Here is a 26,503-nt window from a genome sequence, read left to right on the forward strand (position 1 = left end):
TGCCAGCACGCTCGAGGCCGCTAGGGGGCGACTGCCATCACGCGCAGCCGGGTCGCACACCGCCCGCGCCCCAGCGCCACCAGGCTGGACGCAGCGGGAAAGGCCGCCAGGCGTTCGGCAGCGATGCCGATGCGCACCTCCTTGAGCACCCGGTTGCCGCGCCCGCCGCACTCGAGCCGCAGTGCCCGCCCGGTACCCTCGCCAAAAGCGGCCTCGAAGGCCGTGATCAGCGCATTGCGCGGGACCTCACCGCCACGATGCCGATTGACGAAGTCGCCGAAGGCACTGGCATTGACCGCCTCACGCAAGGCCACGGCGGCAGCGAAATAGTCATCGGCCGGCAGCGCCAGGCAAGCCGCGTGCTTGGCATATTCATAGCGATCCAGACAGCTCGCCCGCCCCGGCATGGCGCGGTCCAGCGATTGATCCAGCGCCTTGGGCAGATGGAACGGGGGATGGGCACGGCAGAAACTGCCGCTTGCTCGCGGCGATTCGATGAAACATCCCTGGCGCCACCACGCCTGGCGCACCACACCGTCCTTGGCAAAGCGCGCCGGCAGCGAGGGCCACAGGCCGTGCAGCACGAAGCCATCCGCCGCGCCCCGGGAAAGCGAGGCGTCACGGCACTCTCTGGGCGGCTGGCGGTGGGTGCTGCAGAAACCAGGATGCCAGGTCAGCGCCAGGGTGTAGTGGGCAAAGTCGGCGCCGTCGGCGCTATCGGAAAGCGCCGCAAGAGAGCTAAGGGAAGCAAGCGCGGACGACTCGCGGGCCATCGCCGGGCCGCTCACCACCAACGCCATCACTAGCCCGAGCGACAGGCCCAATCGACTGCTCGACCGCCGGCTCCGCCAGCTTTTCAACAACCGTCCAGGCATCGCGGAAAGTATCCAGCCGCTACGCCGAAAGGGCCAACTCGGACATCCAGGCATGTTCGCTCCTCTCTAAAAGTCACTGGCTCAAAAGTCACTGGTCCAAGGATCACTGGCTCAGAGATCACTCTTCCAGAATAACGGGGATGGCGCTCGCCAGATCCAAGCATACCGAGGGCAAGCGTCGGCGGGATTAACGGGCGCATCAAGGGGTTATCAAACAATGATCGATAATGCTTGCCAGACCCAGATGGCTCGGATAATAATCCGCGCCTTTCATGGGAGTTCTCAAAACTTAGCTAATGAAGATAATCACGTTCGACGTCTTTCGCACCTTGGGGCTGGCCGGCGTTCGCTATATCAAACCCGAGCGCATGTACGATCATCTCGACGAGATCCAGGCCGCCGACTGGCTGCTGTTCCCGGCCTATTGGCAGGTGCATACCCTGGTCTACGGGCTCAAGGCGCGCATCTTCCCGAGCCTGGCCAGCTATCACCTGGGGCACAACAAGGTCGAACAGACGCGTGCCTTCATGGCAGTTTGCCCAGAGCATGTGCCGCCTACCGAGATTCTCGGCACGTCGCGCGCATCGCTTGACCTTGTCGAATCGCGTTTCGGCTATCCCTTCATCGCCAAGCGCATCAAGAGCTCGATGGGCGACGGCGTCAGCCTGATCGACTGCCGCGAGGCGCTCGAGGCGCATATCGAGGACGAGCCGGTGCTCTACGCCCAGCAGCGGCTGCCGGTCGACCGTGACCTACGCATCGTCGTGGTCGGTGGCGAAGTGCTCACCGCCTACTGGCGGGTCACGCCGCTTGGGGGCTACCGGGCCAACGTCAGCCAGGGCGGGCGCGTCGAGCATGATGACATCCCCGAAGCGGCCACCGCGCTGGCGCTGCGCCTGGCCCGGGAACTCGATATCGACCATGCCGGCTTCGATATCGCCATGGTCGACGGCCATCCCTATGTATTCGAGTTCAACCGCCTGTTCGGCAATCAAGGCATCGCCGACAGCAGCAAGCGCATCGGCCACGCCATCAAGCGCGTGCTGGGCATTGGCACTGACATCGACCCGGACCTGGATCCGGAGCGCGACCCGGACGGTGAACCGCCGCTCAAGATGACCGCCTGAGCCAAGCCGATATCAGTCGGCTTTCAAACGACCGCCCATTTCCTGCGCCAGATCCACCGCGTAGTGGTCGGTCATGCCGCCGATGAAATCCAGCATGCGCCGATAGCTGTCGTAGAGGCTCCAGGACGGCCGCGGGGTATTCTCGCCGATTAGCGCCAGCACCCGCTGGTGCTTGAAGGTCGAGCGCCCGGTGGTATGCAGCTCATGGGCGGCGCCGATAAAGGCCTCGAGCAGAATGCCGAGGGTTGTGTAGGCGCCGATCTCCAGCTTGGCCTTGCGCTCGTTCTGGAAGATGCGTTCCCGGGCCAGCTGCTTGGCGGCACTGACGCCCCAGCCAAGATCCGGATGGCAGAGCTCCAGCAGGTCATCGCTTAGGGTGCCGGCCAGCATTTCCTGCTCATGCTGGACGAAAACCGTGCCGACATCATTCACCGCCCGCTCCATGGCGGCGCCTCGCAGCGCGGCAATGCGGCGACGCTGGGACACGCCCTGCTCGCTCATGGCGTGGTAGTCCTCCGGTTCACCGCCGGCGATCTGCACCAGGATTTCGGCGACCTCATCGAAGCGCAGAATCCCCATCTCGAGGCCATCCTCGAGATCCAGCAGCGCGTAGCAGATGTCGTCGGCGGCCTCGACCAAGTAGGCCAGCGGATGTCGGCACCAGGCCCAGTCGTCGCGCCGCTTGAGGCCGAGCCGCTGGGCGACGTCGGCGAGCTGTTCGCGCTCGGACTGATAGCAGCCGAACTTGCCGGCCCCGCCGCCGTGCTCCACGGTCCAGGGATACTTGAGCAGGGTGCCGAGCGTCGCCCCGGTCAGGCGCATGCCGCCGTTGAACTGGTTGTATTCGATCTGGGTGACGATGCGAAACCCCTGGGCGTTGCCCTCGTAGGTCAGCAGGTCGCGGCGCTCGAGGGGCGATAGCTCCTCGAGATAGCCAAGGCCGTCGGCCTCGGCACGCTTGAACCAGTCGCGTATCGCATATTCACCGGCATGGCCGAAGGGCGGGTTGCCGATGTCGTGCCCAAGGCAGGCCGCCTGCACGATCACGCCCAGGTCGGCGGGCGTAATCCATTCCGGTAGCCGCTCGCGCAGCCCCTCGCCAACGATCATGCCCAGGCTACGGCCCACGCAGCCGACCTCCATCGAGTGGGTCAGCCGGGTGTGGATATGGTCGTTGTCGGTCAGCGGATGCACCTGGGTCTTGCGGCCCAGGCGCCGAAAGGAACCGGCGAAGACGATCCGGTCATGGTCTTTGTGGAACGGGCTACGGCCCAGTTCCTCGCGGGACGCGCGAGGCTTGTCGTTGAGCCGGTGGGGGTCCAGCAGGCGTTCCCAGTGCATCAGCGTCATGACGCCTCCTAAGGTCAGGGCCTCCATTCTGGCACCCCCCTCGCCACCGAGCCAGTGCCGCCCCTCAGTCGTCGGCCAGCGCCGGCAGCAGCACCTTCAGCTTACGGGTCAGGGTATTGCGCCCCCAGCCGAGTAGCTCGGCGGCTTCGCCGGTCTTGTGGAGAGCGCCCGCCGGGTCGCTTGAGCGCCGTTTCGATTAGGATGCCCTCGGGAACTCCGGCAAGCGGCACGGCCTTGAGCCTTCAGTCGTCGGCCAGCGCCGGCAGCAGCACCTTCAGCTTACGGGTCAGAGTATTGCGCCCCCAGCCGAGTAGCTCTGCGGCTTCCCCTTTACGCCCACCGGTATGCTTGAGCGCGGTCTCGATCAGGATGCGCTCAAAGTCCGGTACGGCCTCCTCGAGCAGGTGCGTCTGCCCGGCGGCCAGCGCACGATCGGCCCATTCGCGAAAGGCGCTGCGCCAATCGCCGGCGGCCACTTCGGTGCCTTCAGTCGAGCGAAGCTCCGGCGGCAGATCGTCGATCAGTACCTCGCGACCGGAGGCCATCACCGTCAACCAGCGGCAGGTGTTCTCGAGCTGGCGCACGTTACCTGGCCAGGGCAGTCGCGCCAGATGTGCTTCGGCCTCGGGGGTCAGCACCTTGGCCTCGGTGGAAAGCTCCTTGGCGGCTTCGGCAAGAAAGTGCTGGGTCAGGCGCGGAATGTCCTCGCGGCGCTCGGCGAGGGTCGGCAGATGCACGCGAATCACGTTGAGGCGGTGGAACAAGTCCTCGCGAAAGCGTCCGTCGCTGACCAGGGTCTCGAGATTCTGGTGGGTGGCGGCAATGATGCGCACATCGGCCTTCACCGAGACATGGCCACCGACCCGGTAGAACTCGCCGTCGGCCAGCACCCGCAGCAGCCGGGTCTGGGTATCCGGCGGCATGTCACCGATCTCGTCGAGGAACAGGGTGCCGCCGTCGGCCTGCTCGAAGCGGCCCCGGCGTTGAGCGGCGGCACCGGTGAAGGCGCCCTTTTCGTGGCCGAACAGCTCGGACTCCATCAGGTCCTTGGGAATGGCCGCCATGTTCAGAGCGATAAAGGGCTTGCCGGCCCGCGGGCTGTGCTGGTGCAGCGCCTGGGCGACCCGTTCCTTGCCGGTACCGGACTCGCCGTTGATCAGCACCGTGATGTGCGAATGCGAGAGTCGGCCGATGGCGCGAAACACCTCCTGCATCGCCGGCGCCTCGCCGATGATCTCGGCGCTCAGGCCCTCAGGCGTCTCGGCCGGGCGCTGGCGCTCGCGGGCGTGCGCCACGGCACGGCGCACCAGCGCCAGCGCTTCGTCGACATCGAACGGCTTGGGCAGGTACTCGAAGGCTCCGCCTTGGTAAGACGCCACCGCACTATCGAGATCCGAGTGGGCGGTCATCACGATGACCGGCATATCCGGATGTCGCTCGCGGACCCGCGCCATCAGCTCGAGACCATCGAGCCCCGGCATGCGGATGTCGGTAACCAACACATCGGGCGGCGATTCTTCCAGGCTGGCTAGCGCCGCATCGGCGCGCTCAAAGCTTTCGACCGTAAGGTCCGGCTGCGCCAGGGAGCGCTCCAGCACCCAACGGATGGCACGGTCGTCGTCGACGATAACGATACGCGCAGGTTCGGTCATGAGGCCTCCAGCAGGGTCAGGGCGTAAGCAATGAAAAAGACGTTAGAGCCCTTCATTATTGGGCTTCCTTGCGTTGTGACGACGCATCCAAGGGCACCAGCAACCGGAATTCGGTGGCACCCGGCTCGCTATCGCATTCGATCAGCCCCTGGTGCTTGTGCAGGATGGATTGGGCGATCGACAGTCCCAGACCGCTGCCCTCGGCGCGACCGGACACCATCGGAAAGAACAGGGTCTCGTTCAGCGACTCGGGAATCCCTGGGCCGTTATCGATGATCGCCACCTCGCAGACCAGCCGATGGCGCTCGGACCCCAGCGTGAACTGGCGACGCGCGCGGGTGCGCAGCGTCAGCACCGGGTCCTGGGTGCCGGCATCCCCCATGGCCTCGACCGCATTGCGGGCAATGTTGAGCACCGCCTGGATCATGCGTGCCTCGTCGCCCTGCAGCTCCGGCAGGCTGGGGTCGTAGTCCCGCACCAGCCGCACCTGCGGGCGCTCGGCGGAGATCAGCGAGCGCACCCGTTCCAGTACCTTGTGAATATTGAAGAGCGCATCATGGGCCGGCTGGTTGGGGCCCAGCATGCGATCGACCAAGTCACGCAGCCGATCCGCCTCCTCGACGATGACCCGCGTGAACTCCTTGAGCGACGGATCCGGCAGGTCGCGCTCCAGCAGTTGCGCCGCGCCGCGTATCCCGCCCAGCGGGTTCTTGATCTCGTGGGCCAGACCGCGAGTCAGGGTCTTGATGGTCTGCTGACGGGCAATCAGCGCCTCTTCGCGGGAAATTCGCATCAGGCGGTCGCGGGGCTCGATCTCGAGCAGCAGCTCCTCTTTCGACAGCGGCGTCACCGTGAAGTCAGCGGTGACCACCTCGCCGGAGCCAGTGGTCAGTACCGCCTCACGCTGGGTAAACGGGTGCAGCTCATCGCGGGCCTTGCACAGCACCTCGGAAATGGCGCCGTCCATGCCTTCCAGAGGTTCGAGACAGGTGCCGCGAACCCGCTTGAGGCTGACGGCCAGCAGAGCCTCAGCGGCCGGGTTCATCCAGCGCACCCGCAGGCCGCCGTCCAACAACAGGACGGCCGCACTCAGATGCTCCAGCAGACGTTGATACATGGTGCACTTCGCTCGGTCGGCATTCCCTATAGCTGTGCAAGAACCGCGCCAGCCTGCACGAGACCGTGATTACGGCTATAGGGAAACAGGGATGATCATTTCATGCACCATAATAGTGCAAAATCCTGCTCGCTGTCGCCGCAGGGCTCACCATAAGCGACAACCGCCGTGAAGAGGCCTGCGAAAGATGCTGCGCTAGAGCGCATATCGCGGAGAGGTTATCGCGTGGGGGACTCGCCAAGGCGTCACATCAAGCAAGGGGCAGCGCTCAGGGCGCCGCACGATGTTAGCCGCCGGAATTGCCGGGGTTATTCGGATTGCGGGGCAGGTTGACGCTGGCGCGCTGCACGAAGAGCGTCACCGGTTCACTACGATGGCGCACCCGACCATTGGCATCCAGCAGCTCGGCGACCAATTGGTGCTCGCCGCGATTGAGGCCGGTCACCATGAACACCGTGGTGTGCATCGCCGATTGGCTGACCTGGCCATCCACCAGCAGGCGCACCCGGTGATCGTTGCGCAGCGCGGGCTCGATCGACAGTTCGACCTGAACATTCCCGGCATAGCCCGTCGGCAGGGTTTGCTCATTGTTGGGAGACGCGATGCGAAAGGTCGTATAGGGCAGGAAGGGAGACGACGCCGACTGGCTGCCGGCATTGCTAGGCTGCGGGCGACTGTTGAGTGAGGAGGACGAAGAGGCATCGGGAGTGGCCGGCACCACGGTCAGCGGCGAAAGCGTCACCGCTTCGCCCTGGTCCGGCCGGTCGGAGTAGCTGACGTTGCCCTGCTCATCGACATGACGATACACGGTGGCCGCCGATGCCAAGACGGGCGCCAGGGCGAGCGACAACGCCACCACCGCCGGCCATATGACCTTCGACCGCGCCGCGGTGAGCGGTGGCCTCCTCAACGGCCATTTCTGCGACAACATCGCCGACTTGGCGGCGGTGGCGACTCTCCTGACGCTTAGCATCGCTTGCTCTCCCTGGCTGCCGGCCGTGTAGACGACTGGCTGATCGCTACTGGATACGCCGAGTGTAACCAAAAAAGGGGACCGCGTGAGCGGTCCCCTTTGGCGACTAACCAACGCACGGCCCTCGAGCCGGCGTCGGCAATCAATAGCCGTTCTTAGCAGCTGTTCTTAGCAGCTATAGTACATGTCGAACTCGACCGGGTGCGTGGTCATACGCAGACGCTCGACGTCTTCTTCCTTGAGCTCGATGTAGGCATCGATCATGTCGTCGGTGAACACGCCACCTTCGGTCAGGAAGGTACGGTCGGCGTCCAGCGCGTCCAGGGCCTGGTCCAGGCTCTCGGCGACGGTCGGGATGGCCTTACCCTCTTCCGGCGGCAGGTCATACAGGTTCTTGTCCATGGCATCGCCAGGATGGATCTTGTTCTTGATGCCATCGAGGCCGGCCATCAGCATCGCCGCGAAGCACAGGTAGGGGTTAGCGGTCGGGTCCGGGAAGCGGGCCTCGATGCGCTTGCCTTTCGGGCTGGCGGTGTAAGGAATGCGGATGGACGCGGAGCGGTTACGCGCCGAGTAGGCCAGCATTACCGGTGCTTCGAAGCCCGGCACCAGACGCTTGTAGGAGTTGGTGGAGGCGTTGGTGAAGGCGTTCAGGGCACGCGCATGCTTGATGATGCCGCCGATGTAGTACAGCGCCATTTCGGACAGGCCCGCGTACTCGTCACCGGCAAACTGGTTGGCGCCGTCTTTCCAGAAAGACTGGTGGACGTGCATGCCGGAACCGTTGTCGCCGACCAGCGGCTTGGGCATGAAGGTGGCCGTCTTGCCATAGGCATGCGCCACATTGTGGATCACATACTTCATGGACTGCACTTCGTCGGCTTTCTTGACCAGGGTGTTGAACTTGACCCCTATCTCGTTCTGGCCGGCGTTGGACACCTCGTGGTGGTGCACTTCGACGCTCTGGCCGATGGCTTCCAGGGTGTTACACATGGCGCTACGCATGTCGTGGAAGCTATCTACCGGCGGAACCGGGAAGTAGCCGCCCTTGACGCGCGGACGGTGGCCCAGGTTGCCGCCTTCCACGGTGGTGGAGTCGGTCGCCCAGGCGCCTTCTTCGGAAGTGATCTTGTACATGGAGCCCTGGATGTCGGACTTCCAGTGCACTTCGTCGAAGATGAAGAATTCAGGCTCCGGGCCGAAGAAGGCGGTGTCGCCCAGGCCGGTAGACTGCAGGTAAGCCTCGGCGCGCTTGGCGATGGAGCGCGGATCACGCTCGTAGCCCTGCATGGTGGCCGGCTCGATGATGTCGCAGCGCAGCACCAGGGTGGCGTCTTCGGTGAACGGGTCCAGATAGGCGCTGCCGTCTTCCGGGCGCAGGATCATGTCGGACTCGTTGATGCCCTTCCAGCCAGAGATGGAAGAACCATCGAACATCTGGCCGTTCTCGAAGAACTCCTCATCCACGGAGCCGGCCGGAATGGTGACGTGCTGCTCTTTACCGATGGTATCGGTGAAGCGCAGGTCTACCCACTTGATGTCGTGTTCTTCGATCAGTGCGAGGGTCTTCTCAGACATGGTGTCCTCCAGAGGATGAGCGATGGCTCTTTTGGTTGGCGTGCGTGCCCGGCGAGGTCGTTACGTTCCTCGAGCCCGCTGCTTAAGAAAACGGGACCGAATCGTTTGTACCATGCCAAAGGCGTCAGGCCCATGGTTGCCGGCGCAGGACATGAAAGGCGTCATATCACTGCAAAATGTTAGTGCAAAGTACAATGCAGGGGACGTGCCAAAATGGCGCACAAGGGCAGGGGAAAAAGAATAACGAACTGATTAAAAAAGTTTTTTTGCTGAACACGACCAACCAAAAGCCGCGCCGATCGTCGTGTCGGGAGCCCTCCTCCTCCCGTTGGCCGCACTCACTGCACCAAAACTGAACAAAGCTGACCGCCCGTGCACCAAAACATCACATCTACGGTGACGCCTGCCACGTTGAGCCGTGCCAACAGTTTGGATGAGCCGAACCCAGCGCTCAGCCCCGGCCATATCAGCAAAATATAGTATTGCTACCTCAAGAAACTCAAAGCTACACTTCATTACATAACAGGGAGGCTCCCCGCCGCCCCGTTGTGTCATACGCCTTCAAACGGTGGACGTTCCACACCGCGACACCTTTCATGAGCGCGTTGCACAAGAACACGCAGGAGCGTCACCGCCGATGAGGGCCTATAGCATAATCGTCGATTCCAGGCTGATGGGCGCTCGGCTGCCACGCTGCCTGGCAACACTCCACGAAGCCGTGCGACGATATCCGGCCAAGGTCGACATTCAGGTTATCGGCACCGCCGAAAATGCGCGCCTGGCGACGCTGAGCCGACGCTTCGGCGGCCGTTTCATCGTCTGCGATTACCCCACCTTCGGCGCCCGCAGCAACGCCATCGCCCGCCTCACCTCTGCCGACATCCTGGTCTTTCTCTCCCCCCACGGACGGCTGCGCAGCAATTGGCTGGCCGAGGTCGACAAGCTACTAGAGCATCAGAAGTGGGATGTCATGACCTTCCAGCCCAACCACCCCCCGCTGATGGCAAGCCTGCGTCGACTGTGGCATGTCGCCACACCACCCGGTACCCTGTGCATCGCCCGCCAATGGTTCGAGCGCATCGGAGGCTTTGATACCGGCCTCGACGACACCGCTCATGAAGACCTGGTGGAGCGTCTGCGCGCTTGTCATGCGCATATCATGAAAGTATCGCTATAATTCCGCGTTACTCCATTGAGCAACGCAACGAGTTAAGGACGCGTTTAAATAACGCGTAACAGTAGAGTATTCCCCGGATCACCCTCGCACCCGCTCTGATCCCCGCTTGGCTCCTACTCCAGGTGTCAATCACGTTCTGCGTGTCGCGCGGCCAACGCCGAGCGAGTCCGCCTCGCTAGATGTCGCCCTTTTTCAAGGCATCCAGGACCAGGATTGAAGCGCTGGGGATCAAGGACTTGGTGCTGACCGCGGTGAGAATTCGCGTACAGCGCTGGTAGGGGCACCGGCCCGGATACTATAATGTCGCCCAATTTTCGCAGCAGGATCCCTTCGTGATCGAGAATCTTCGCAACATCGCCATTATCGCCCACGTTGACCACGGCAAGACGACCCTGGTCGACAAGCTCCTCAGTCAGTCCGGCACCCTGGACCGCAAGGCCGAAGGCCAAGAGCGGATCATGGACTCCAATGACCAGGAGAAAGAGCGCGGCATCACCATCCTGGCCAAGAACACCGCGATCCGCTGGCACGACACCACCGCCGACACCGACTACCACATCAACATCGTCGACACGCCGGGACACGCCGACTTCGGTGGTGAGGTGGAGCGCGTGATGTCGATGGTCGATTCCGTGCTGCTGATGGTCGATGCGGTCGATGGTCCGATGCCGCAGACTCGCTTCGTGACCCAGAAAGCCTTCGACCAGGGCCTCAAGCCGATCGTCGTGGTCAACAAGATCGACCGTCCCGGCGCACGCCCGGACTGGGTCATCGACCAGATCTTCGATCTGTTCGACAACCTGGGCGCCAGCGACGAGCAGCTCGACTTCCCGATCATCTACTGCTCTGCCCTGAACGGCATCGCCGGTGAAGAGCCGGACGCCCTCGCCGACGACATGACGCCGATGTTCCGCGCCATCGTCGACATCGTCGAGCCGCCCAAGGTCGAGCTCGACGGCCCGCTGCAGATGCAGGTCTCGGCGCTGGACTACAACAGCTATGTTGGCGTCATTGGCCTTGGCCGCATCAAGCGCGGCGCCATCAGCCCCGGCCAGCAGGTCAGCGTCATCACCAAGGAAGGCAACACCCGCAAGGGCAAGATCGGCCAGGTGATGACCCACATGGGCCTCGAGCGCGTGCAGACCGAAAAGGCCACCGCCGGCGATATCGTCTGCATCACCGGCATCGACGCCCTGGCGATCTCCGACACCATCTGTGATCCGGCCAACGTCGAGGCGCTGCCGGCGCTGTCCGTCGACGAGCCGACCGTGTCCATGACCTTCCAGGTCAACGACTCGCCGATGGCCGGCCGCGACGGCAAGTACGTCACCAGCCGTAACATCAAGGACCGTCTCGACCAGGAGCTGATCCACAACGTGGCGCTGCGCGTCGAGCAGGGCGAGACGCCCGAGAAGTTCAAGGTGTCCGGCCGCGGCGAGCTGCACCTGTCGGTGCTGATCGAGAGCATGCGTCGTGAAGGCTTCGAGCTGGCCGTGGGCCGCCCCGAGGTAATCATCCGCGAGATCGACGGCGTCAAGCAGGAGCCGTACGAAGAGGTCATCATCGACTGTGAAGAGGAGCATCAGGGCTCCATCATGGAAGAGCTCGGCTACCGCAAGGGCGAGCTGACCAACATGAACCCGGACGGCAAGGGCCGTGTGCGCCTGGACTTCATCATCCCGGCGCGTGGCCTGATCGGCTTCCGCGGTCAGTTCCTGACCCTGACCTCCGGTACCGGCATCCTGACCAGCCGCTTCGATCACTACGGCGAGCTCAAGCCCGATGCCTCCATCGAGCGTCGCAACGGCGTGCTGGTCTCCATGGTGCCCGGCAAGGCCCTGGCCTACGCCCTCTTCGCCCTGCAGGATCGCGGCAAACTGATCGTCGAGCACGGCACCGAGGTCTACGAAGGCATGCTGATCGGCATCAACAACCGCGCCGACGACATGGTGGTCAACCCAACCAAGGCCAAGAAACTCGACAACATGCGCGCCTCGGGCAACGACGAGAACCTCGTGCTGACGCCGCCCGTGCGCTTCACCCTCGAGCAGGCCATCGAGTTCCTCGACAGCGACGAACTGGTCGAAATTACCCCGAACCACATTCGTCTGCGCAAGAAGCACCTCAAGGAAAACGAGCGCAAGCGCGCCAAGAAGGGCTAATTAAGCCCCGGCGCTCGCCTGAGCGCCGCTATCCTTGACGATCACGTCGCCCCGCGCCGTGATCCAAAAAGCCCACCCAAGCGGTGGGCTTTTTCGTGGGTCGCAAAAATGACGCATCCCGCACGCAACGACAGACTAAACTACAGATTAAACTTCGGACTAAACTGCATACTAATCTATGGGTTAAGCTGAATCGTAAGCCAAGTGCCATGTGAGCTAAGCACTATGTAAGCAGCGTAAACTAAGTGCTATGTAAACAGAGTACTATGTAAGGCGAGCGCCCAATCAGGCGAAGCATCCATACGCCAGAGGCGCGTTGCAGCACATTCATTGCCCGAAAAGGAGTGCCAAGATGCACAAGCACGTGGAATGGGATGACCCCGGCAAGTACAGCGTGCTCGCCTTCTACGCCAACACCCAAGATGAGTACGTTGAGCCGCACCCCGGCAGCATCATCACCGGCCACTATCAGGGCATTACCGTCCGCGTGCGTGTCGAAGCCTTCGTCGATGGCAACACCAGCATCGGCGAGGTAGTGGCCCTGATCAGCCCTCGCACCGGCGAGCGTAAGCAGGCCCACGGCAACCTCACCATCGGCGACATGGTGCGACTGCCCGACGAGATGCGCGCCATCGAGGCAACGCTGCCCGATGACGACGACTAGCTTGGCTTGCTGAAACCCGGCTTGCTCGAGCAGGCTCGTCATGACTCAGCGCGTGATGAATAACCTGTGCAGTAGTAGTGTCGCTTCTTCCCGGAGGTTCGCCATGAAAGCCCTGTTTTCTCTGCTGTTGAGTCTGGCCGCCACCCCCGCACTGGCGGGGCAGGCCGTCAATTACGAGATCGACGGCCAGCCCTATCAGGGCTACCGTGCCGCCGCCCAGGGCGAGCCCAAGGGCGGCGTGCTGATCATTCACGACTGGGACGGGCTGACCGACTACGAGATGCGCCGCGCCGATATGCTGGCGGCGCAGGGCTATGACGTCTTCGCCGCCGACCTCTATGGCGCCGGCAACCGCCCGGTGGATACCGACGCCAAGAAGGCCGAGACCGCCAAGCTCTACGAAGACCGCGAGGCCATGCGCGAGCGAACCCTGGCGGCCCTTGCCCAGGCGCAGCGATTGGGCGCCAGCGACACAGTGGTGATGGGCTACTGCTTCGGCGGCGCGGTGGTGCTCGAGCTGGCTCGCTCCGGCCTTGCCGAGCACGTCAAGGGCTACGCCACCTTCCATGGCGGCCTTTCCACCCCGGAAGGCCAAGCCTATCCCACCGACATGCCACCGCTGCTGGTGGCACATGGCGGCGCCGATCAATCCATCGGCATGGACCAGGTCGCCGCCCTAGCCCAGGAGCTGGAAGCCGCCAACGCCACCTACGAAATTCAGATCTACTCCGGCGCCCCGCATGCCTTCACCGTACTCGGCAGCGACCGCTACGATGCCCGCGCCGACCAGCACTCCTGGGCCGCCTTCAAGGCCCTGCTCGAGGAAGTGCTGTGACCGCTGACGTGGTGGCGTCGCGCATGTCGCATCGACAAAAGAATCCATCGCCTATCGGCGAATAAACCTCCCATCCTTTCTGTAGTATGGTCGGCCCGCAGCAACATGCACCACCGTACAACCACAACACAGAAAGGAGTCTGACGTGTCGAATCAAGCGACTGAGTCCGGCAAGAATGCCTGGCAGCGCATCCCGCTTTGGCAAAAAATCCTCGCCGGCCTGGTACTGGGTATTCTCGCCGGCGCCCTGATGGGCGAGAACGCCAGCATCTTCAAACCGCTTGGCGATATCTTCATCAATGCCATCAAGATGCTGATCGTACCGCTGGTGTTCTCCACCCTGGTGGTTGGCATCACCGCCATGCGCGACCCTCAGAAGATGGGGCGCATCGGCGCCCGCACCATTGCCCTGTATCTTCTAACCACGGCCTTCGCCATCGCCATCGGGCTGCTCGCCTCCTGGGTATTTCAGCCCGGCGTGGGGCTTGAGATGAGCTTCGAGTCCGGCGTCGAGTCCAAGGAAGCGCCGAGCCTGGTCGAGATCCTGGTGGGTCTCGTGCCCCAGAACCCCATCGACGCCCTGGCCAGCGGCAATATCCTGCAGATCATCGTCTTCGCCATCGGCCTTGGCATCTCGCTTACGCTGATCGGCGAAAAAGGCGAGCCCACCGTGCGCGTTTTCGAGAGCTTTGCAGAGGCCATGGTCAAGCTCACCAACATCGTCATGGCCTTTGCGCCCTTCGGCGTGTTCGGCCTGATCGCCCATGTGGCCGGCAACTATGGCCTCGACGTGCTGCTGCCGCTGGCCAAGGTCATCGGCGTGGCCTACCTGGCAAGCGTGCTGCACGTGCTGCTGGTCTACTCGGGCCTGCTGGCCCTGCTCGGTCGCCTGAACCCGCTGCGCTATCTGCAGGGCATTCTCGACGCCCTGGTGGTCGCGTTTTCTTCCGCATCATCGTCCGGCACCCTGCCGGTCTCGCTGCGCTGCGCCAAGAATAACCTGGGGGTTTCCGAAGGCGTGGCGGGCTTCGTGCTGCCGGTGGGCGCCACCATCAACATGGACGGCACCGCCATCTATCAAGGCGTGGTGGCGGTGTTCATCGCCCAGCTGCTGGGGGTCGACCTGAGCATGGCCGACTACGGCATGATCATCGTCACCGGCACCCTGGCCTCCATCGGCACCGCCGGCGTACCCGGAGCGGGGCTGGTCATGCTGTCGATCGTCATGGCCCAGATCGGCCTGCCGCTGGAAGCCATCGCCGTGATTGCCGGCATCGACCGCATCCTCGACATGGCACGCACCAGCGTCAACGTCGCCGGCGACCTGATGGTCACCACCCTGGTCGGCAAGAGCGAAGGCGAACTCGACGAAAGCGTCTATAACGCCCGCCACAAAAGCTGATTAGCGCCTAGGCTGTGTCTAGAAAGTCGACGAGCGATGGCCAGACCGGGGCGCGTAGCTAAGGCAAAAATCGGCGAAAGAGCTGACCGGGCTGGCGTACCAGTTTACGGGGTGTAAATGAGCATCTTGACCGGGCTGGCGCTCCAGCCTATTTTTAACGCCGTATGGGCGAGCGCAGTACTTTTCAGACATTGCCGAGTCGCCGCGCCCACACAATGGGCGCGGCGCACTCGCTAGGCCGCTCACATCCGCGTACCTTCACCATCGCCGGCTTCACCCTTCAGATACTGCTCGGTGGTCAGCAGAAACAGGCGGCGGAACAGCTCATGAATCGCCTCCTCGCGCTTGAGCGCCAGCAATTCCTCATCTTCACCCTCCGACGCCGCCTGGCGCGGATATTCCCAGGCCAAACGCACAGAGCCAGAGCTTGAATCACGAATCTGCAGGCTGGGATTGGCCCCCTTGAGACGGGTATCGATCTGGTAGGGCATGACGCTCTCCTTGATAGGGCTGGCAAATGATAACGATTGTCATTTGCAATTTAGGCACCCCCAGACCATCTGTCAACGTCATCCGTCTCCTATTTGCCCTTCTTTCGCCCCCACCCCCATCTCAGCGGCGCTCGGCGCATCGACCCTCCTCGCTGGCCAGCCCCGACTTTGCCATTGGGACGTAGGCACGCTAGGTTATTGCACACACATTCAATAAAAGGCGCCTTATGAAACACCACGCTCGTCTACCGCTCGCCGCCGTTTTCGCGCTTGGCATCGCCCCGCTCGCCGCCCAGGCCGACGCCCTCGAACAACAGCTCGACGACCTTCAGGGCTTTCAGATCATCGCCCATCGCGGGGCCAGCGGTTACGCCCCGGAGCACACCTGGTTCGCCTACGACAAAGCCCGCGACATGGGGGCCGACTACCTCGAGCTGGACCTGCACATGAGCGCCGACAACCAACTGGTGGCGATTCATGACGACACCCTGGAGCGCACCACCAACGGCGAAGGCAACGTAAAGGATCACACCCTTGAAGCACTCAAGGCGCTAGACGCCGGCTCCTGGTTCAACCAGGCCCACCCCGAGTACGCCAACGACGACTACGCCGGCGCCAAGCTGCTGACCCTCGACGAAGTGATCGACCGCTACGGCGACAGCGTGCGCTACTACATCGAGACCAAGTCCCCCGACCGCTACCCCGAACTGCAGCGCGCCCTGGTCGAGACGCTTGAAGCCGAAGGCCTGGTGGATGCCGGCGCCGTGGTCATCCAGTCGTTCAGCCAGGACAGCCTGAAGCAGATCCACGAGCTCAATGCCGACATCCCGCTGGTGCAACTGGTGTGGTATTCCACCGCAGAAGACGGCGATGGCCTCGTTGAATGGACCGGCGTGACCCCGGCCCCCAGCGAAATCACCGACGCCGACTTTCAGGCCATCGCCGACTATGCCGTCGGCATCGGCCCCAACGTCACCTATGAAGGCCAGGACGTTATCGACGCCGGCTTCGTCGACCAGGCCCACGCCAACGGCCTGCTGGTGCATGCCTATACCATCAACGAACCAGACGCCATGCAGCGGCTGCTCGACTGGGGCGTCGACGGCATGTTCACCAACTTCCCCGACCGCCTGAACTCCATCGCGGAGTGAAACCACGCCTGATCTAGCATTCACGCGCAAAAGGCCGGCCCGGGAGCGTCTCTCGGGCCGGCCTTTTATGGATAGCTAAGAAGCTGCCTGGGTGGTTCAGCCCCGCGGCTGCGGTACCAGCTATTTCCCACCAACCGCTCTGCTGCCATTCCCCCTCTAGCCTCAAGACCAATTGTTATGTTATAACCTTCGCCTCGTTTCAAGACGCAGCTTCACAACCCAGTTTCAGACCACATCCCAAGAGACCGCACCATGGCACACCGCCACCGGCCGGAAGGCCCCTGTCATTTTTCACTGATGTCGTTGTCCTGGGGGCGGCGCTTGCTGCTGGCCGCGGCACCGCTGGCGGTCCTGTGGCTCGCGGTGTCCTGGGCCGCAGGATGGTGGTCCTAATGGCGCGCCTGGCACTGCACGATTTAAGCCTCGCCCAGGGCGGCCGTACCGTGCTCGAACACGTCGAGGGGCAGTTCCCGGATGGCGCCATCACGGCGCTGATCGGCCCCAACGGGGCCGGCAAGAGCACGCTGATCCAGGGCATCATGGGCCTGCTCAAGCCTTCCCAGGGTCGTATTGAGTGCGCGGTACCTAGGGAGCGCCGCGCCTGGCTGCCCCAGCAGTTGGCGCTGGATCTGTCCTTTCCGATGAGCGTGGAAGAGCTGGTCATGACCGGCACCTGGCCAAGCCATGGGGCGCTCAAGGGCTACTGCGGCCCCCACTATCGCAAGGCACGCGAGGTGATGGCGCGGCTTGGCATCTCGCATCTGGCCCACCGCCCGCTGGGCGAGCTCTCCGGCGGCCAGCGCCAGCGTGCCCTGTTCGGCCGCACGCTGATGCAGGAAGCCGAGCTGCTGCTGCTCGACGAACCCTTCGCCAATGTCGATATCGAGACCGTCGAGGTGCTGACCGGGGTGCTGCGCGACATGGCAGACCAGGGCACCACCATCATCGTGGTGCTCCACGACCTGGACCAGTTGACCCGGCTCGCCGACGAGGTGCTGCTGCTGGACAACGGCCATGCGCGCTGGACAACGCCTCAGGCCGTTATCGACCAGCCAACCCGCGGCACCCGCCGGGTCTCGCCGTTTATGCCGACCCAAGACGCGGATACGCCCCATGCTTGAACTCTTGAATAGCCTTTTCATCGCGCCCTTCGACTACGGCTTCATGCAGCGGGCGCTGGTCGCGGGGCTGGCGCTGTCGCTGGCCGCTCCGGCGCTGGGGGTCTTTTTGATGCTGCGCGGCATGAGCCTGATCGGCGATGCCATGGCGCACGCCATCCTGCCCGGAGTGGCACTGGGCTTTCTGATGGCGGGCTTCTCGCTGCCGGCAATGAGCCTGGGCGGCATTCTCTCGGGGCTGCTGGTCGCCGGGCTCGCCGGTAGCGTTTCGCACATGAGCGGCCACCGGGAGGACTCGGCCATGGCCAGCTTCTTCCTGATCTCGCTGGCCGCAGGGGTCATGCTGGTGTCGCTGGGCGGCAGCAGCGTGGACCTGACCCATGTGCTGTTCGGTTCGATCCTCGCCGTGGATTCCACTGCCCTGATACTGATCGCGGCCATCAGCACCATGATCGTGGTGGTGCTGGCCATCGTGTTTCGTGCCCTGGTGGTCGAATGCCTGGACCCGCTGTTCCTGCGCGGCCAGGGCATGGCCGGTGGCCTGGTGCATGGCATTTTCTTGGGCCTTGTCGTGCTCAACCTGACCGCCGGCTTCCAAACGCTGGGCACCCTGATGGCGGTGGGCCTGATGATGCTGCCGGCCACCACCGCCCGTTTCTGGTCGAAGCGCCTCGAGGGGCTGATCGGCCTGGGCATTCTGCTGGCCATGTTCGCCACCAGCGGCGGGCTGCTGCTCTCTTATCACCTGGAGCTACCCTCGGGGCCGAGCATTATCCTGCTCGCCGGGGCCTGCTATGTGTTTTCGGCACTGCTGGGGCGCTACAACAGCCTGCTGGCAAAACTGCGCCGCCGTGATGCACCACTGGAGCCTCGCGCCGCTGAGTAGGCCGAGCCATCCCCCATCCCCATAGGAGCTCAAGCTATGCGCCATTCCCTTTCACTGGGGTTTGCCCTCGCCGCCACGGTGACGACCACCACGCCCCTCTATGCCGATGAGCCTATCGACGTCGTGGCGAGCTTCAGCGTGCTTGCCGACATGGTCGAGCAAGTCGGCGGCGATCACGTCTCGGTCACGGCACTGGTCGGCCCCGACAGCGATCCGCACATGTTCTCACCGAGCCCCACCGAGGCCCGCGCGGTCGCCCAGGCCGACCTGGTGGTCTTCAACGGCCTGAACTACGAGGGCTGGATGGAGCGGCTGATCGACTCCAGCGACTATGAAGGCGCCATGGTGACCGCCACCGACGGCATCACGCCGCTGACCTTCCAGGGCCACGGTCACGATCACCATGAACACGACGACCATGGCGACCACGACCACCACGAGCATGACCACGATGATCATGGCCATGGCGATCACGATCATGGCGACCACGAGCATGGCCACGCCGGACATCACCATGAGGCGGGCAGCCCCGACCCTCACGCCTGGCAGGATCTCGGCAACGCAGTTACCTATGTCGCCAATATCCGCGACGGCCTGATTGCCGCCGACCCGGCCCATGCCGACGCCTATCGCGCTAACGCCAGCCGCTACAGCGATGCCATCACCGCGCTGGATGATGAAATTCACACCCTGCTCGCCGAAGTACCGGCCAACAGCAGCGTGATCACCGGCCATGAAGCCTTCGACTACTTCGCCAACGCCTATGGCATCAGCTTCCTGTCGCCGACCGGGCTTTCCACCTCGGCCGAGCCCTCGGCGGCCGACCTGGCCCGGCTGATCGACGTGATCCGTGACGAAGGCGTCAACGCGCTGTTCAACGAGAGCATGACCAGCACCGCGACCCTCGAGCAGCTTTCCGAGGAAACCGGCCTGCCGATCGCCGGCACCCTGTATTCCGGCTCTCTTTCCGCCGAAGGCGAGGCCTCGACCTACCTGGGCATGATGCGCCACAACGCCGAGGTGCTGCATGACGCGCTCGGCGTAGCCGGCCATCAGGCCGATCCTGCGTCTGGCCATCAGCACCAGCATGACGAAGACCACGACCATGACCACGATCATGACCATGAGCACGATCACGACCACGCGCATGAGCATGAACACTGAGCATTAACGCTCTGTAAGATCGGCTTCCTTTGGCGCTCCCTGCGGGGGGCGCCTTTTTTATGGGATGCTGTCAGAAAGAGGATTACCGCTCGCCAGGAGGCGCCATGCTCGAGATGCGCGATATCCGCAAGGCCTACGCTACCCCGCAGGGGCCGCTGCCGGTGCTCGACGGGGTCGACCTGAGCCTTGCCGCCGGGGCGAGCCTGGCGCTGATGGGCGAATCCGGCAGCGGCAAGTCGACCCTGCTGCACCTGGCCGCCGGCCTCGATACCGCCGATAGCGGCGAGATCACCCTCGACGGCCAGCGACTCTCGACTGCCAGCGAACCGGCACGAGCCGCCCTGCGCCGCACGCGCCTGGGGCTGGTGTTCCAGCAGTTCCACCTGGTGCCGAGCCTGTCGGTGGCCGATAACCTGACCCTGCAGGCGCGCCTGGCGGGACGCGAGACGCCGGACTGGAGCCAGGAGCTGCTGACGCGACTGGGGCTTGCCGAGATGGCCGACCGCTACCCCGAGCAGCTCTCCGGTGGCCAGCAGCAGCGCCTCGCCATCGGCCGTGCCCTGGCCGGGCGTCCGGCGCTGCTGCTGGCCGACGAACCCACCGGCAACCTGGATGAGGCCAGCGCCGAAACGGTGCTGACGCTGCTGCTTGAACTGGTTCGCGACAGCGGCTGTGCGCTGTTGATGGTGACCCATAGCGCGCGGGTAGCGAGCCGCCTGGAGCGTCGCCTGACGCTTTCCCATGGCCGGCTGCTGGCCGAGGAGGCCAGGTGATGACCGAGCGTGGCGCTCCTCGCCTGGTTCCTCATTTGGCCATGGCGCGCACCGCGCTGGTCACGCTGCTCTCTCACTACCGCCGGCATCCTGGGCAACTGGCCATGCTGCTGGTCGGCCTGTGGGTCGCCAGCGCCCTATGGAGCGGCGTGCAGGCGATCAACGCCTCGGCCCGCGACAGCTACGCCCGCGCCGAGGCGCTGCTCTCGCCCAGCCTCGAACGGCGTGACGGTGCGCCTCTTAGCTATGCCGATTTCACCACCCTGCGCCGCGCCGGCCTGGCGGTATCGCCGCTGGTCGAAGGCACCATCGAGCTTAACGACGGCCAGCGTCTGAACGTGCTGGGCATCGAGCCGCTAAGCCTGCCGGCAGGCGGCATCGGTGAGGATCGCAGCGCCGGCAATGACGGTGAGGATGGCGCTAATCCTCTCGGCCTGCTGCAACCGCCAGGCCAGACTCGCCTCGCCCCTGAGACCCTGGCCACGCTCAATGCGTCCCCGGGTGAGCGCCTTGTCGGCGCAGGCGGCGAACGTCTGCCACCGCTGGTCATAGACGCCCAGTTACCGCCGGGCACGCTGATGATGGACATCACCCGCGCCGCCGACCTGCTCGAGCGTGGCCCCCGCATCGATACCCTGCTGTTGGCAGCGGGCTCCCAGACAGCGCTGCCCGCTGCCTACCGACCAACACCCGCCGCCCAGGGGCTGTCGCCCGGCCAGCTCACCGAGAGCTTTCATCTCAACCTGACCGCCATGGGCCTGCTGGCGCTGGTGGTGGGGCTGTTGATCGTGCATGCCGCCCTGGGCCTTGCCCTGGAGCAGCGCCTGGGGCTGCTGCGTACCCTGCGTGCGCTGGGGGTGCCGGGGCGGACCCTGGTCGGCCTGCTGGCTATCGAGCTCGTCTTGCTGGGGCTGGCCGGCACCCTGCCCGGCATTCTTGCCGGGCTGTGGCTGGCAAGCGTGCTGTTGCCGGACGTCGCGGCAAGCCTAGAGGCGCTCTTCTCGGCGTCGGTCGGGGCCAGTCTGTCGCTGCCCTGGCATTTCTGGGCCGGTAGCCTTGCCATCACCCTGGGCGGCTTGGCCACCGCCGGCCTCGGCATGCTGTGGCGCACGGCGCGGTTGGATATTCTCGCCCTCGGTCACGCCCAGCCTTCCCGCGCGGACGGTCGCCGCCGGTACCGGCGCCAGGCGGGGCTCGCCGCCCTGACCTGGCTTGCTGCGCTCGGGCTGTGGCTATGGCCGACGCCCGCCGGCACGCCCAGCTTGATCGCCGGCTTCGCCATGGTCGCGCTGGCACTGGCCGGCAGCGCGTTGGGCCTATCGGTGCTGCTGGGTGCGGTCCTGGAAGGCTTAAAACGCGGCCTGCCTGGCAACTCGCCGCGCACCGCCCTGATCCGCTGGGCGCTGGCCGACCTGCAACTGCAACTGCCCCGGTTGCAGCTTGCGATGATGGCGCTGCTGCTGGCGCTTGCCACCAATCTCGGTGTGGCCGGTATGGTGGGTGGCTTTCGCCTGACCTTCCTCGACTGGCTCGACCAGCGCCTGGTCGCCGACCTTTACCTGCGCCCGCCGCCGGCGGCCTATGACAGCTGGCGCGACTGGCTCGAAACCCGGCCCGAGATCGCCACCCTGCTCGAACGCCGCGAGACCGATACCCGCCTGATCCGCGCAGAGGGCGAGCGCCCGGTGGCCCTGCAGGGCATCAGCCCCGACCCGGCGCTGACCGCAAGCTGGCCGCTGCTGGCGACCCTGAATGCTGACCGAGCGGCGGCCTGGCAGTCGCTGCGCGAAGGGGCGGCGCTGATCAACGAGCAGCTGGCGATTGCCACCGGCCTGGCCCCGGGGGATATGCTGACGCTTGCAAGCCCCACCGGCCCTTTCACCACGCAGGTGGCTGGCATTTACCCGGACTACGGCAATCCTCGCGGCGAGGTGACCCTGACGGTGGAGCGGCTGAGCCAACGCTTCGCGGCCAAGCCGGGCTCAATGGGGCTGGTGCTCACGCCAGGGCTGGCGGCGGCCGATGAAGCCGCCCTGCGCCAGAGGCTAACCCGACCGCTGCCGGAAGCGGGCGAGGCGCCGGCACCGTCGCTGATCGACCAGCGCAGCCTGCATCGTCAGGCCCGCCAGGTCTTCGAGCGTACCTTCGCCGTGACCCGCGCGCTGACGGGGCTGACGCTTGGCGTCGCCGCGCTGGCGCTGTTCACCGGCCTGCTGGCCCAGGCCCGCGAGCGCCGTGCCCGGCTGGCGCCGCTATGGGCGCTGGGCCTTGGCCGCACCACCCTGCTCGGAGTGACACTGGCTCAGCTCGGTGGCCTGGCACTGGCCACGGCGCTGTTGGCGCTGCCGCTGGGGGTCGCGTTGAACTGGGCCCTGGTCGCCGAGATCAATGTTGCCGCCTTCGGCTGGCGGCTGCCGCTGCACGTCTTCCCCGCCGCCTGGGTGCAGGCGCTAGGGCTCGCCGTACTGGTGGCCCTGCTGGCCGCCGCGCTGCCGGCCTGGCGGCTATGGCGCGCGCCGCCCCGCCAGCTGCTCGAGGAGTTCTCCGCCTCATGAACCGTCGCTCGACGATACGTCGTCTTTTTACCCGCCTTCCACGCTGGAAGCGCATGCTGCTGGCGGGACTTATGCTGGCACTCGTGCTGGGGCTTGCACTGGGGCTGGTACCTAGCCTCGCGCTGCTGACGGGGCCGACAGGCGACTCGACGCCACCTACGGCCCAGGCGCCGAGCGGCGGCTTCGCGGGCCTTGGCCGCGCGGCCGATGGTTTCACGCAGGCAAGGCCCGGTCAGGCGCTGCGCTTTCCCGAGGATCACGGCGCCCACCCCGGCTTTCGTACCGAATGGTGGTACCTCACCGCCAACCTTCACGATGAGCAGGGCCGGCCGCTGGGCGTGCAGTGGACGCTGTTCCGCCAGGCGCTGGCGCCGCCGGCCGCTCAGCAGGACGCTAAGGATGCAGTAGGCACGACCAACCCCTGGGCCTCGAATCAGCTCTGGATGGCCCACGCCGCCGTCTCCCGGGACGAGGCGCATGTGGTCGCCGAGCGCCTGTCACGGGGCAGCCCGAAGGGCCTTGCCGGCCCGGCAGGGGTGCGCGCGATGCCCTTCGCCGCCTGGATCGACGACTGGCAGCTAACCGGGGCTCTCTCAGAAACGCTCTCAAAAGCTCTACCAAACACTCTCGCAAGCCCCCTCTCAAGTTCGACCGATGCCCTGAGCCAGCTGAGCGTTAGCGCCACCCTGGATGAGACCACCCGCTACCGGCTGACGCTGACCGCCGAGGGGCCGCTCGTCGCTCATGGCGAGGCCGGCTTCAGCCAGAAGGCCGCCGACGGCCAGGGTTCCTTCTATTACAGCCAGCCCTTCTATCGGGCCGAGGGTGAGGTAACCCTCAACGGTGAGACCCATCGCGTCAGCGGCCGGGCATGGCTCGACCGGGAATGGAGCAGCCAACTGCTAAGCGAGGCTCAACAGGGCTGGGACTGGCTGTCGCTGCACCTTGCCGATGGCACCAAGCTGATGGCCTTTCGCCTGCGCGGCGGCGCGGCAGGTGGAGGAGAAACGCAAGGCGATACCGGTGACTATCTGTCCGGCAGCCTGATCAGCGCCGATGGCACCCTCACCCCCCTCGGCCCCACCGAGCTCTCGCTGACGCCAATCGCCGAGCGCTCGGTGGCCGGCCGGCGTCTCCCCACCCGCTGGCGACTCGAAGTGCCCGGCCAGGGGCTCGACCTGACAATCTCCGCACGCCACCCTAACCGCTGGATGACCACGCAAGTGCCCTACTGGGAGGGCGCGGTGACGGTTGAGGGCTCCGACGGCCGGCCGCGGGGGGAGGGTTATCTAGAAATGACCGGCTACTAGGCGCTCAGACTCGAGCGCCCCCGAGCCGTCAGCCTTGGGCCAGCCAGCAGGGGATCAATCGAGGACAAAACTTGTACAGATTTGACGGTCGTGGCGCGCGATAGGCGCTCTGGTAATCATCAGCAGGCGTTAATGTTGGCATCACAGGCTCACATCGCATTGGACACCTAGCCAATAAGCTCTACATTAATTGTACGATCTTTCTATTGGAGCCTACCGTCATGACGGCCGACGACACCTACACCGACGACTATCCCGTGCCCGAGACGCAGTTCACTATCACCAGCCTCTCCCACGCCCTGCAACAGGGCATGTCACCGATTGTCGAGGTCAAATCCATGGATGGCATCTATTCGGTGCGCTTCCATCATGCTAACGGGATATCGAGTCTGGTCGACGAGTCAGGCAGCGTCTGCACCTTCAAGGGCACAGGTGCAATCCGCGACCTGATGGGCTCGCTGGGCCTGACCCATGGGGTGCTGACCTGGGCCGACCAGTGCGGTGACGAGATGATCGGCGTGCCCAGCCAACCGATCACCGCCGAGGAAATGCTGACCTACGGTACCCGCATCGCCTTTCGCTAGGCGCGGTGACCTTCGCTACACAACGAATCAGGCCTGAAAAACAGGTCCCTGCTTGACCGCCCTGCGAGCTTCGCCTTTGTGAACAAGCCCTGACGAATAAGCACTGATACACAAAAAAGACCGCCCGAAGGCGGTCTTTGTCGTTGCGCGTCTGCCCTTGGATCAGGGCAAGCGAGCGATCAGGACTCGAAGTCGAAGGCTTGCTGCAGGGCAGGCCAGGCCGGCTTGCCGTCGATGGTGGTCACGCCATCGACAAAGGCTTCGATGCGGTCAGGATGCTGGTTGATCCATTCGACCGCGACCTCGTCCGGGTCACGCTCTTCAAAGCTGAACTCGTAGATCATCGCGCTCTGATCGTCGGCGCTGAAGGTCATCTGATCGAGCAGGCGGGTCGCATTGGGGTGCGACTCGGAGTAGGGCTTGTTGAGCAGCGTGCGCACATCGCTGCCGCCGCCGTCCGGCCCCCACATGTCCTCGGTGTCTTCGAGATAGACCACATCGTATTCGATGTTCATCCAGTGCGGCGTCCAGCCGGCGAAGACGATCCACTCATCGTTGTTGATGGCGTTCTTGACGGCACTGAGCATGCCCGGCGTAGACGTTTCCACCGGCTCCCAGTCACCCAGACCATAGGTATCGTTATCGATGGCCTCATTGAGGGTGTCGCTCATGCCGGAGCCGACTTCGATGGAGAAGATTTCACGACCGAACTTGTCGGCAAACTCCGGCTTGTCCAGGTCACCGACCTGCTTCACACCGGCCTCGGCTACGTAGCGCGGCACGGCGAAGCCGATCAGGGCGCCATCGACGTTGTTGCCCAGGTCGACCAGGGTGTCCTTTTCCATCGAGGCGTCATACATCGGCTGCTGAGCGGGCAGCCAAGCCGCCATGAAGGCGTCGACTTCATTCAGGTTCAGTGCCTCGTAGGCAATCGTCGCGCCAATTTCCTGCTGGCTGGGCTCATAGCCAAGTGCCTCCAGCAGCTCGGCGGCGAGCTGGGTCTTGACCGTGACGCCCGGCCAGGACGGCGTGGCGAAACGGATCTCGGCAGTTTCATCGGCGGAGGCAATAGCCGGCAGGAGGGCCAGGGGAGTGGCGACGAGGCCGCTGGCGAGGATGCGAATAATAGGACGGTTGGGATTGTTCAAGGGATGAATCCTTGGCAGATCATGCCATGAATGGGTTCGGCGCAACGCTACTCCTATCTACCGTTGGGCGCAAAAACGCCCCGCCTAAGTTTGAACTGACCCCCAGTAGTTGGACGGTTAGTCACCTCAACCGGCGGCCATGGCCTGAGTCCTGTATTCCACGGGGCTCAGACCTTTTAGTTTCATCTTGATGCGCTCGTGATTGTAGTAATGGATGTACCGGTCGAGGCCTTGCTGCAACTGCTCAACGTTGTCGAACTGAGTTAGGTGGAAGTACTCGGCTTTCAGAGTGCCGAAAAAACTTTCCATGGCAGCATTGTCCAGGCAATTCCCTTTCCGCGACATACTGCGCAGTATTCGCTTATCCACCACTAGGCGGCGATAGCTGGGATGTCGATAATGCCAGCCCTG

At 64.2% G+C, this 26,503-nt stretch carries 25 protein-coding genes and 1 pseudogene; 16 read left to right on the forward strand and 10 right to left on the reverse strand.

The features are described 5' to 3' along the window. Nucleotides 1–20: 20 nt before the first annotated feature. Nucleotides 21–824: a ribonuclease T2 family protein gene (locus BLR71_RS14600; protein ID WP_245696490.1), complete on the reverse strand. Its 804-nt coding sequence runs from the start codon at nt 822–824 to the stop codon at nt 21–23. A gap of 347 nt (nt 825–1,171) precedes the next feature. Between BLR71_RS14600 and BLR71_RS14605 the strand changes: the two genes are divergently transcribed. Next, nucleotides 1,172–2,002: an ATP-grasp domain-containing protein gene (locus BLR71_RS14605; RefSeq protein WP_092528066.1), complete on the forward strand. Its 831-nt coding sequence runs from the start codon at nt 1,172–1,174 to the stop codon at nt 2,000–2,002. Between the two features lie 12 nt (nt 2,003–2,014). On the opposite strand, the gene BLR71_RS14610 is transcribed toward BLR71_RS14605, so the two are convergent. From BLR71_RS14610 to BLR71_RS14630, 5 genes and pseudogenes are all read right to left on the reverse strand, one after another. Then, nucleotides 2,015–3,352, reverse strand: a complete 1,338-nt coding sequence (locus tag BLR71_RS14610; protein WP_092528069.1) for a deoxyguanosinetriphosphate triphosphohydrolase — start codon at nt 3,350–3,352, stop codon at nt 2,015–2,017. 64 nt (nt 3,353–3,416) lie between these two features. Beyond that, nucleotides 3,417–3,476: pseudogene (locus tag BLR71_RS18090) on the reverse strand (hypothetical protein); the annotation flags it as partial. A 118-nt stretch (nt 3,477–3,594) separates the two neighbouring features. Then, nucleotides 3,595–5,004 carry a nitrogen regulation protein NR(I) gene (gene glnG / locus BLR71_RS14620; RefSeq protein WP_092528072.1) on the reverse strand — a complete coding sequence of 470 codons (1,410 nt, stop codon included), beginning with the start codon at nt 5,002–5,004 and terminating at the stop codon, nt 3,595–3,597. Between the two features lie 55 nt (nt 5,005–5,059). After that, nucleotides 5,060–6,121 (reverse strand): nitrogen regulation protein NR(II), encoded by a 1,062-nt coding sequence (glnL, locus tag BLR71_RS14625; protein WP_092528075.1) that lies wholly within the window; start codon nt 6,119–6,121, stop codon nt 5,060–5,062. Nucleotides 6,122–6,407: 286 nt separating this feature from the next. Beyond that, complete coding sequence (locus BLR71_RS14630; protein ID WP_245696491.1) at nt 6,408–6,929, reverse strand: DUF4124 domain-containing protein; 522 nt, start codon at nt 6,927–6,929, stop codon at nt 6,408–6,410. A 1-nt stretch (nt 6,930) separates the two neighbouring features. Between BLR71_RS14630 and BLR71_RS17955 the strand changes: the two genes are divergently transcribed. After that, on the forward strand, nt 6,931–7,125 hold the full coding sequence (locus BLR71_RS17955) for a hypothetical protein (RefSeq protein WP_245696492.1): 195 nt from the start codon (nt 6,931–6,933) through the stop codon (nt 7,123–7,125). 137 nt (nt 7,126–7,262) lie between these two features. Here the strand turns inward: BLR71_RS17955 and glnA are convergent, their stop codons facing one another. Next, nucleotides 7,263–8,672, reverse strand: coding sequence for a glutamate--ammonia ligase (gene glnA / locus BLR71_RS14635; RefSeq protein ID WP_092528081.1), 1,410 nt, complete (start codon nt 8,670–8,672; stop codon nt 7,263–7,265). Between the two features lie 637 nt (nt 8,673–9,309). Here glnA and BLR71_RS14640 point away from each other — a divergent pair. From BLR71_RS14640 to BLR71_RS14660, 5 genes are all read left to right on the forward strand, one after another. After that, the gene (locus BLR71_RS14640) at nt 9,310–9,849 is read left to right on the forward strand and encodes a glycosyltransferase family protein (RefSeq protein WP_092528084.1); all 540 of its coding nucleotides are present in this window, start codon (nt 9,310–9,312) and stop codon (nt 9,847–9,849) included. Nucleotides 9,850–10,181: 332 nt separating this feature from the next. Beyond that, the gene (gene typA / locus BLR71_RS14645; RefSeq protein WP_092528087.1) at nt 10,182–12,011 is read left to right on the forward strand and encodes a translational GTPase TypA; all 1,830 of its coding nucleotides are present in this window, start codon (nt 10,182–10,184) and stop codon (nt 12,009–12,011) included. A 352-nt stretch (nt 12,012–12,363) separates the two neighbouring features. Next, entirely contained in the window at nt 12,364–12,675 is a 312-nt protein-coding gene (locus tag BLR71_RS14650; RefSeq protein WP_092528090.1) for a hypothetical protein, read from the forward strand. Nucleotides 12,676–12,778: 103 nt separating this feature from the next. Next, nucleotides 12,779–13,510 carry a dienelactone hydrolase family protein gene (locus BLR71_RS14655; RefSeq protein ID WP_092528093.1) on the forward strand — a complete coding sequence of 244 codons (732 nt, stop codon included), beginning with the start codon at nt 12,779–12,781 and terminating at the stop codon, nt 13,508–13,510. Between the two features lie 145 nt (nt 13,511–13,655). After that, a complete protein-coding gene (locus BLR71_RS14660; protein ID WP_092528095.1) occupies nt 13,656–14,912 on the forward strand; it encodes a dicarboxylate/amino acid:cation symporter in 1,257 nt (418 codons plus the stop codon). A gap of 242 nt (nt 14,913–15,154) precedes the next feature. Here the strand turns inward: BLR71_RS14660 and BLR71_RS14665 are convergent, their stop codons facing one another. Continuing rightward, nucleotides 15,155–15,403, reverse strand: coding sequence for a hypothetical protein (locus BLR71_RS14665; protein ID WP_092528098.1), 249 nt, complete (start codon nt 15,401–15,403; stop codon nt 15,155–15,157). A gap of 227 nt (nt 15,404–15,630) precedes the next feature. On the opposite strand from BLR71_RS14665, the gene BLR71_RS14670 reads away from it, so the two are divergent. The 9 genes from BLR71_RS14670 to BLR71_RS14705 all read left to right on the forward strand — a co-directional run bounded on the left by BLR71_RS14670 (nt 15,631) and on the right by BLR71_RS14705 (nt 24,944). Beyond that, nucleotides 15,631–16,554: a glycerophosphodiester phosphodiesterase gene (locus tag BLR71_RS14670; protein WP_092528101.1), complete on the forward strand. Its 924-nt coding sequence runs from the start codon at nt 15,631–15,633 to the stop codon at nt 16,552–16,554. 252 nt (nt 16,555–16,806) lie between these two features. Next, the gene (locus BLR71_RS17670) at nt 16,807–16,947 is read left to right on the forward strand and encodes a hypothetical protein (RefSeq protein ID WP_175491692.1); all 141 of its coding nucleotides are present in this window, start codon (nt 16,807–16,809) and stop codon (nt 16,945–16,947) included. Then, entirely contained in the window at nt 16,947–17,675 is a 729-nt protein-coding gene (locus BLR71_RS14675; RefSeq protein WP_092528104.1) for a metal ABC transporter ATP-binding protein, read from the forward strand. Before BLR71_RS17670 ends, BLR71_RS14675 begins: the two co-directional genes overlap by 1 nt. After that, the gene (locus BLR71_RS14680; protein ID WP_092528107.1) at nt 17,668–18,558 is read left to right on the forward strand and encodes a metal ABC transporter permease; all 891 of its coding nucleotides are present in this window, start codon (nt 17,668–17,670) and stop codon (nt 18,556–18,558) included. The genes BLR71_RS14675 and BLR71_RS14680 overlap by 8 nt, the downstream gene beginning before the upstream one ends. Before the next feature lie 36 nt (nt 18,559–18,594). Continuing rightward, the gene (locus BLR71_RS14685) at nt 18,595–19,722 is read left to right on the forward strand and encodes a metal ABC transporter solute-binding protein, Zn/Mn family (RefSeq protein WP_092528110.1); all 1,128 of its coding nucleotides are present in this window, start codon (nt 18,595–18,597) and stop codon (nt 19,720–19,722) included. Nucleotides 19,723–19,826: 104 nt separating this feature from the next. After that, nucleotides 19,827–20,495: an ABC transporter ATP-binding protein gene (locus BLR71_RS14690; protein WP_092528113.1), complete on the forward strand. Its 669-nt coding sequence runs from the start codon at nt 19,827–19,829 to the stop codon at nt 20,493–20,495. Beyond that, the gene (locus tag BLR71_RS14695; protein ID WP_245696494.1) at nt 20,495–23,050 is read left to right on the forward strand and encodes an FtsX-like permease family protein; all 2,556 of its coding nucleotides are present in this window, start codon (nt 20,495–20,497) and stop codon (nt 23,048–23,050) included. Before BLR71_RS14690 ends, BLR71_RS14695 begins: the two co-directional genes overlap by 1 nt. Further along, nucleotides 23,047–24,360: a lipocalin-like domain-containing protein gene (locus BLR71_RS14700; protein WP_245696496.1), complete on the forward strand. Its 1,314-nt coding sequence runs from the start codon at nt 23,047–23,049 to the stop codon at nt 24,358–24,360. The genes BLR71_RS14695 and BLR71_RS14700 overlap by 4 nt, the downstream gene beginning before the upstream one ends. A gap of 221 nt (nt 24,361–24,581) precedes the next feature. Further along, nucleotides 24,582–24,944, forward strand: coding sequence for a DUF6482 family protein (locus BLR71_RS14705; RefSeq protein WP_092528116.1), 363 nt, complete (start codon nt 24,582–24,584; stop codon nt 24,942–24,944). 179 nt (nt 24,945–25,123) lie between these two features. On the opposite strand, the gene BLR71_RS14710 is transcribed toward BLR71_RS14705, so the two are convergent. Both BLR71_RS14710 and BLR71_RS14715 read right to left on the reverse strand, forming a co-directional pair. Then, on the reverse strand, nt 25,124–26,092 hold the full coding sequence (locus BLR71_RS14710) for an ABC transporter substrate-binding protein (protein ID WP_245696498.1): 969 nt from the start codon (nt 26,090–26,092) through the stop codon (nt 25,124–25,126). A gap of 126 nt (nt 26,093–26,218) precedes the next feature. Beyond that, a partial coding sequence (locus BLR71_RS14715) for an IS3 family transposase (protein WP_139172644.1) occupies nt 26,219–26,503 on the reverse strand: 285 nt, incomplete at its 5' end.

Origin of the sequence: Onishia taeanensis (genome assembly GCF_900100755.1) — a bacterium.
GTDB lineage: Bacteria > Pseudomonadota > Gammaproteobacteria > Pseudomonadales > Halomonadaceae > Onishia > Onishia taeanensis.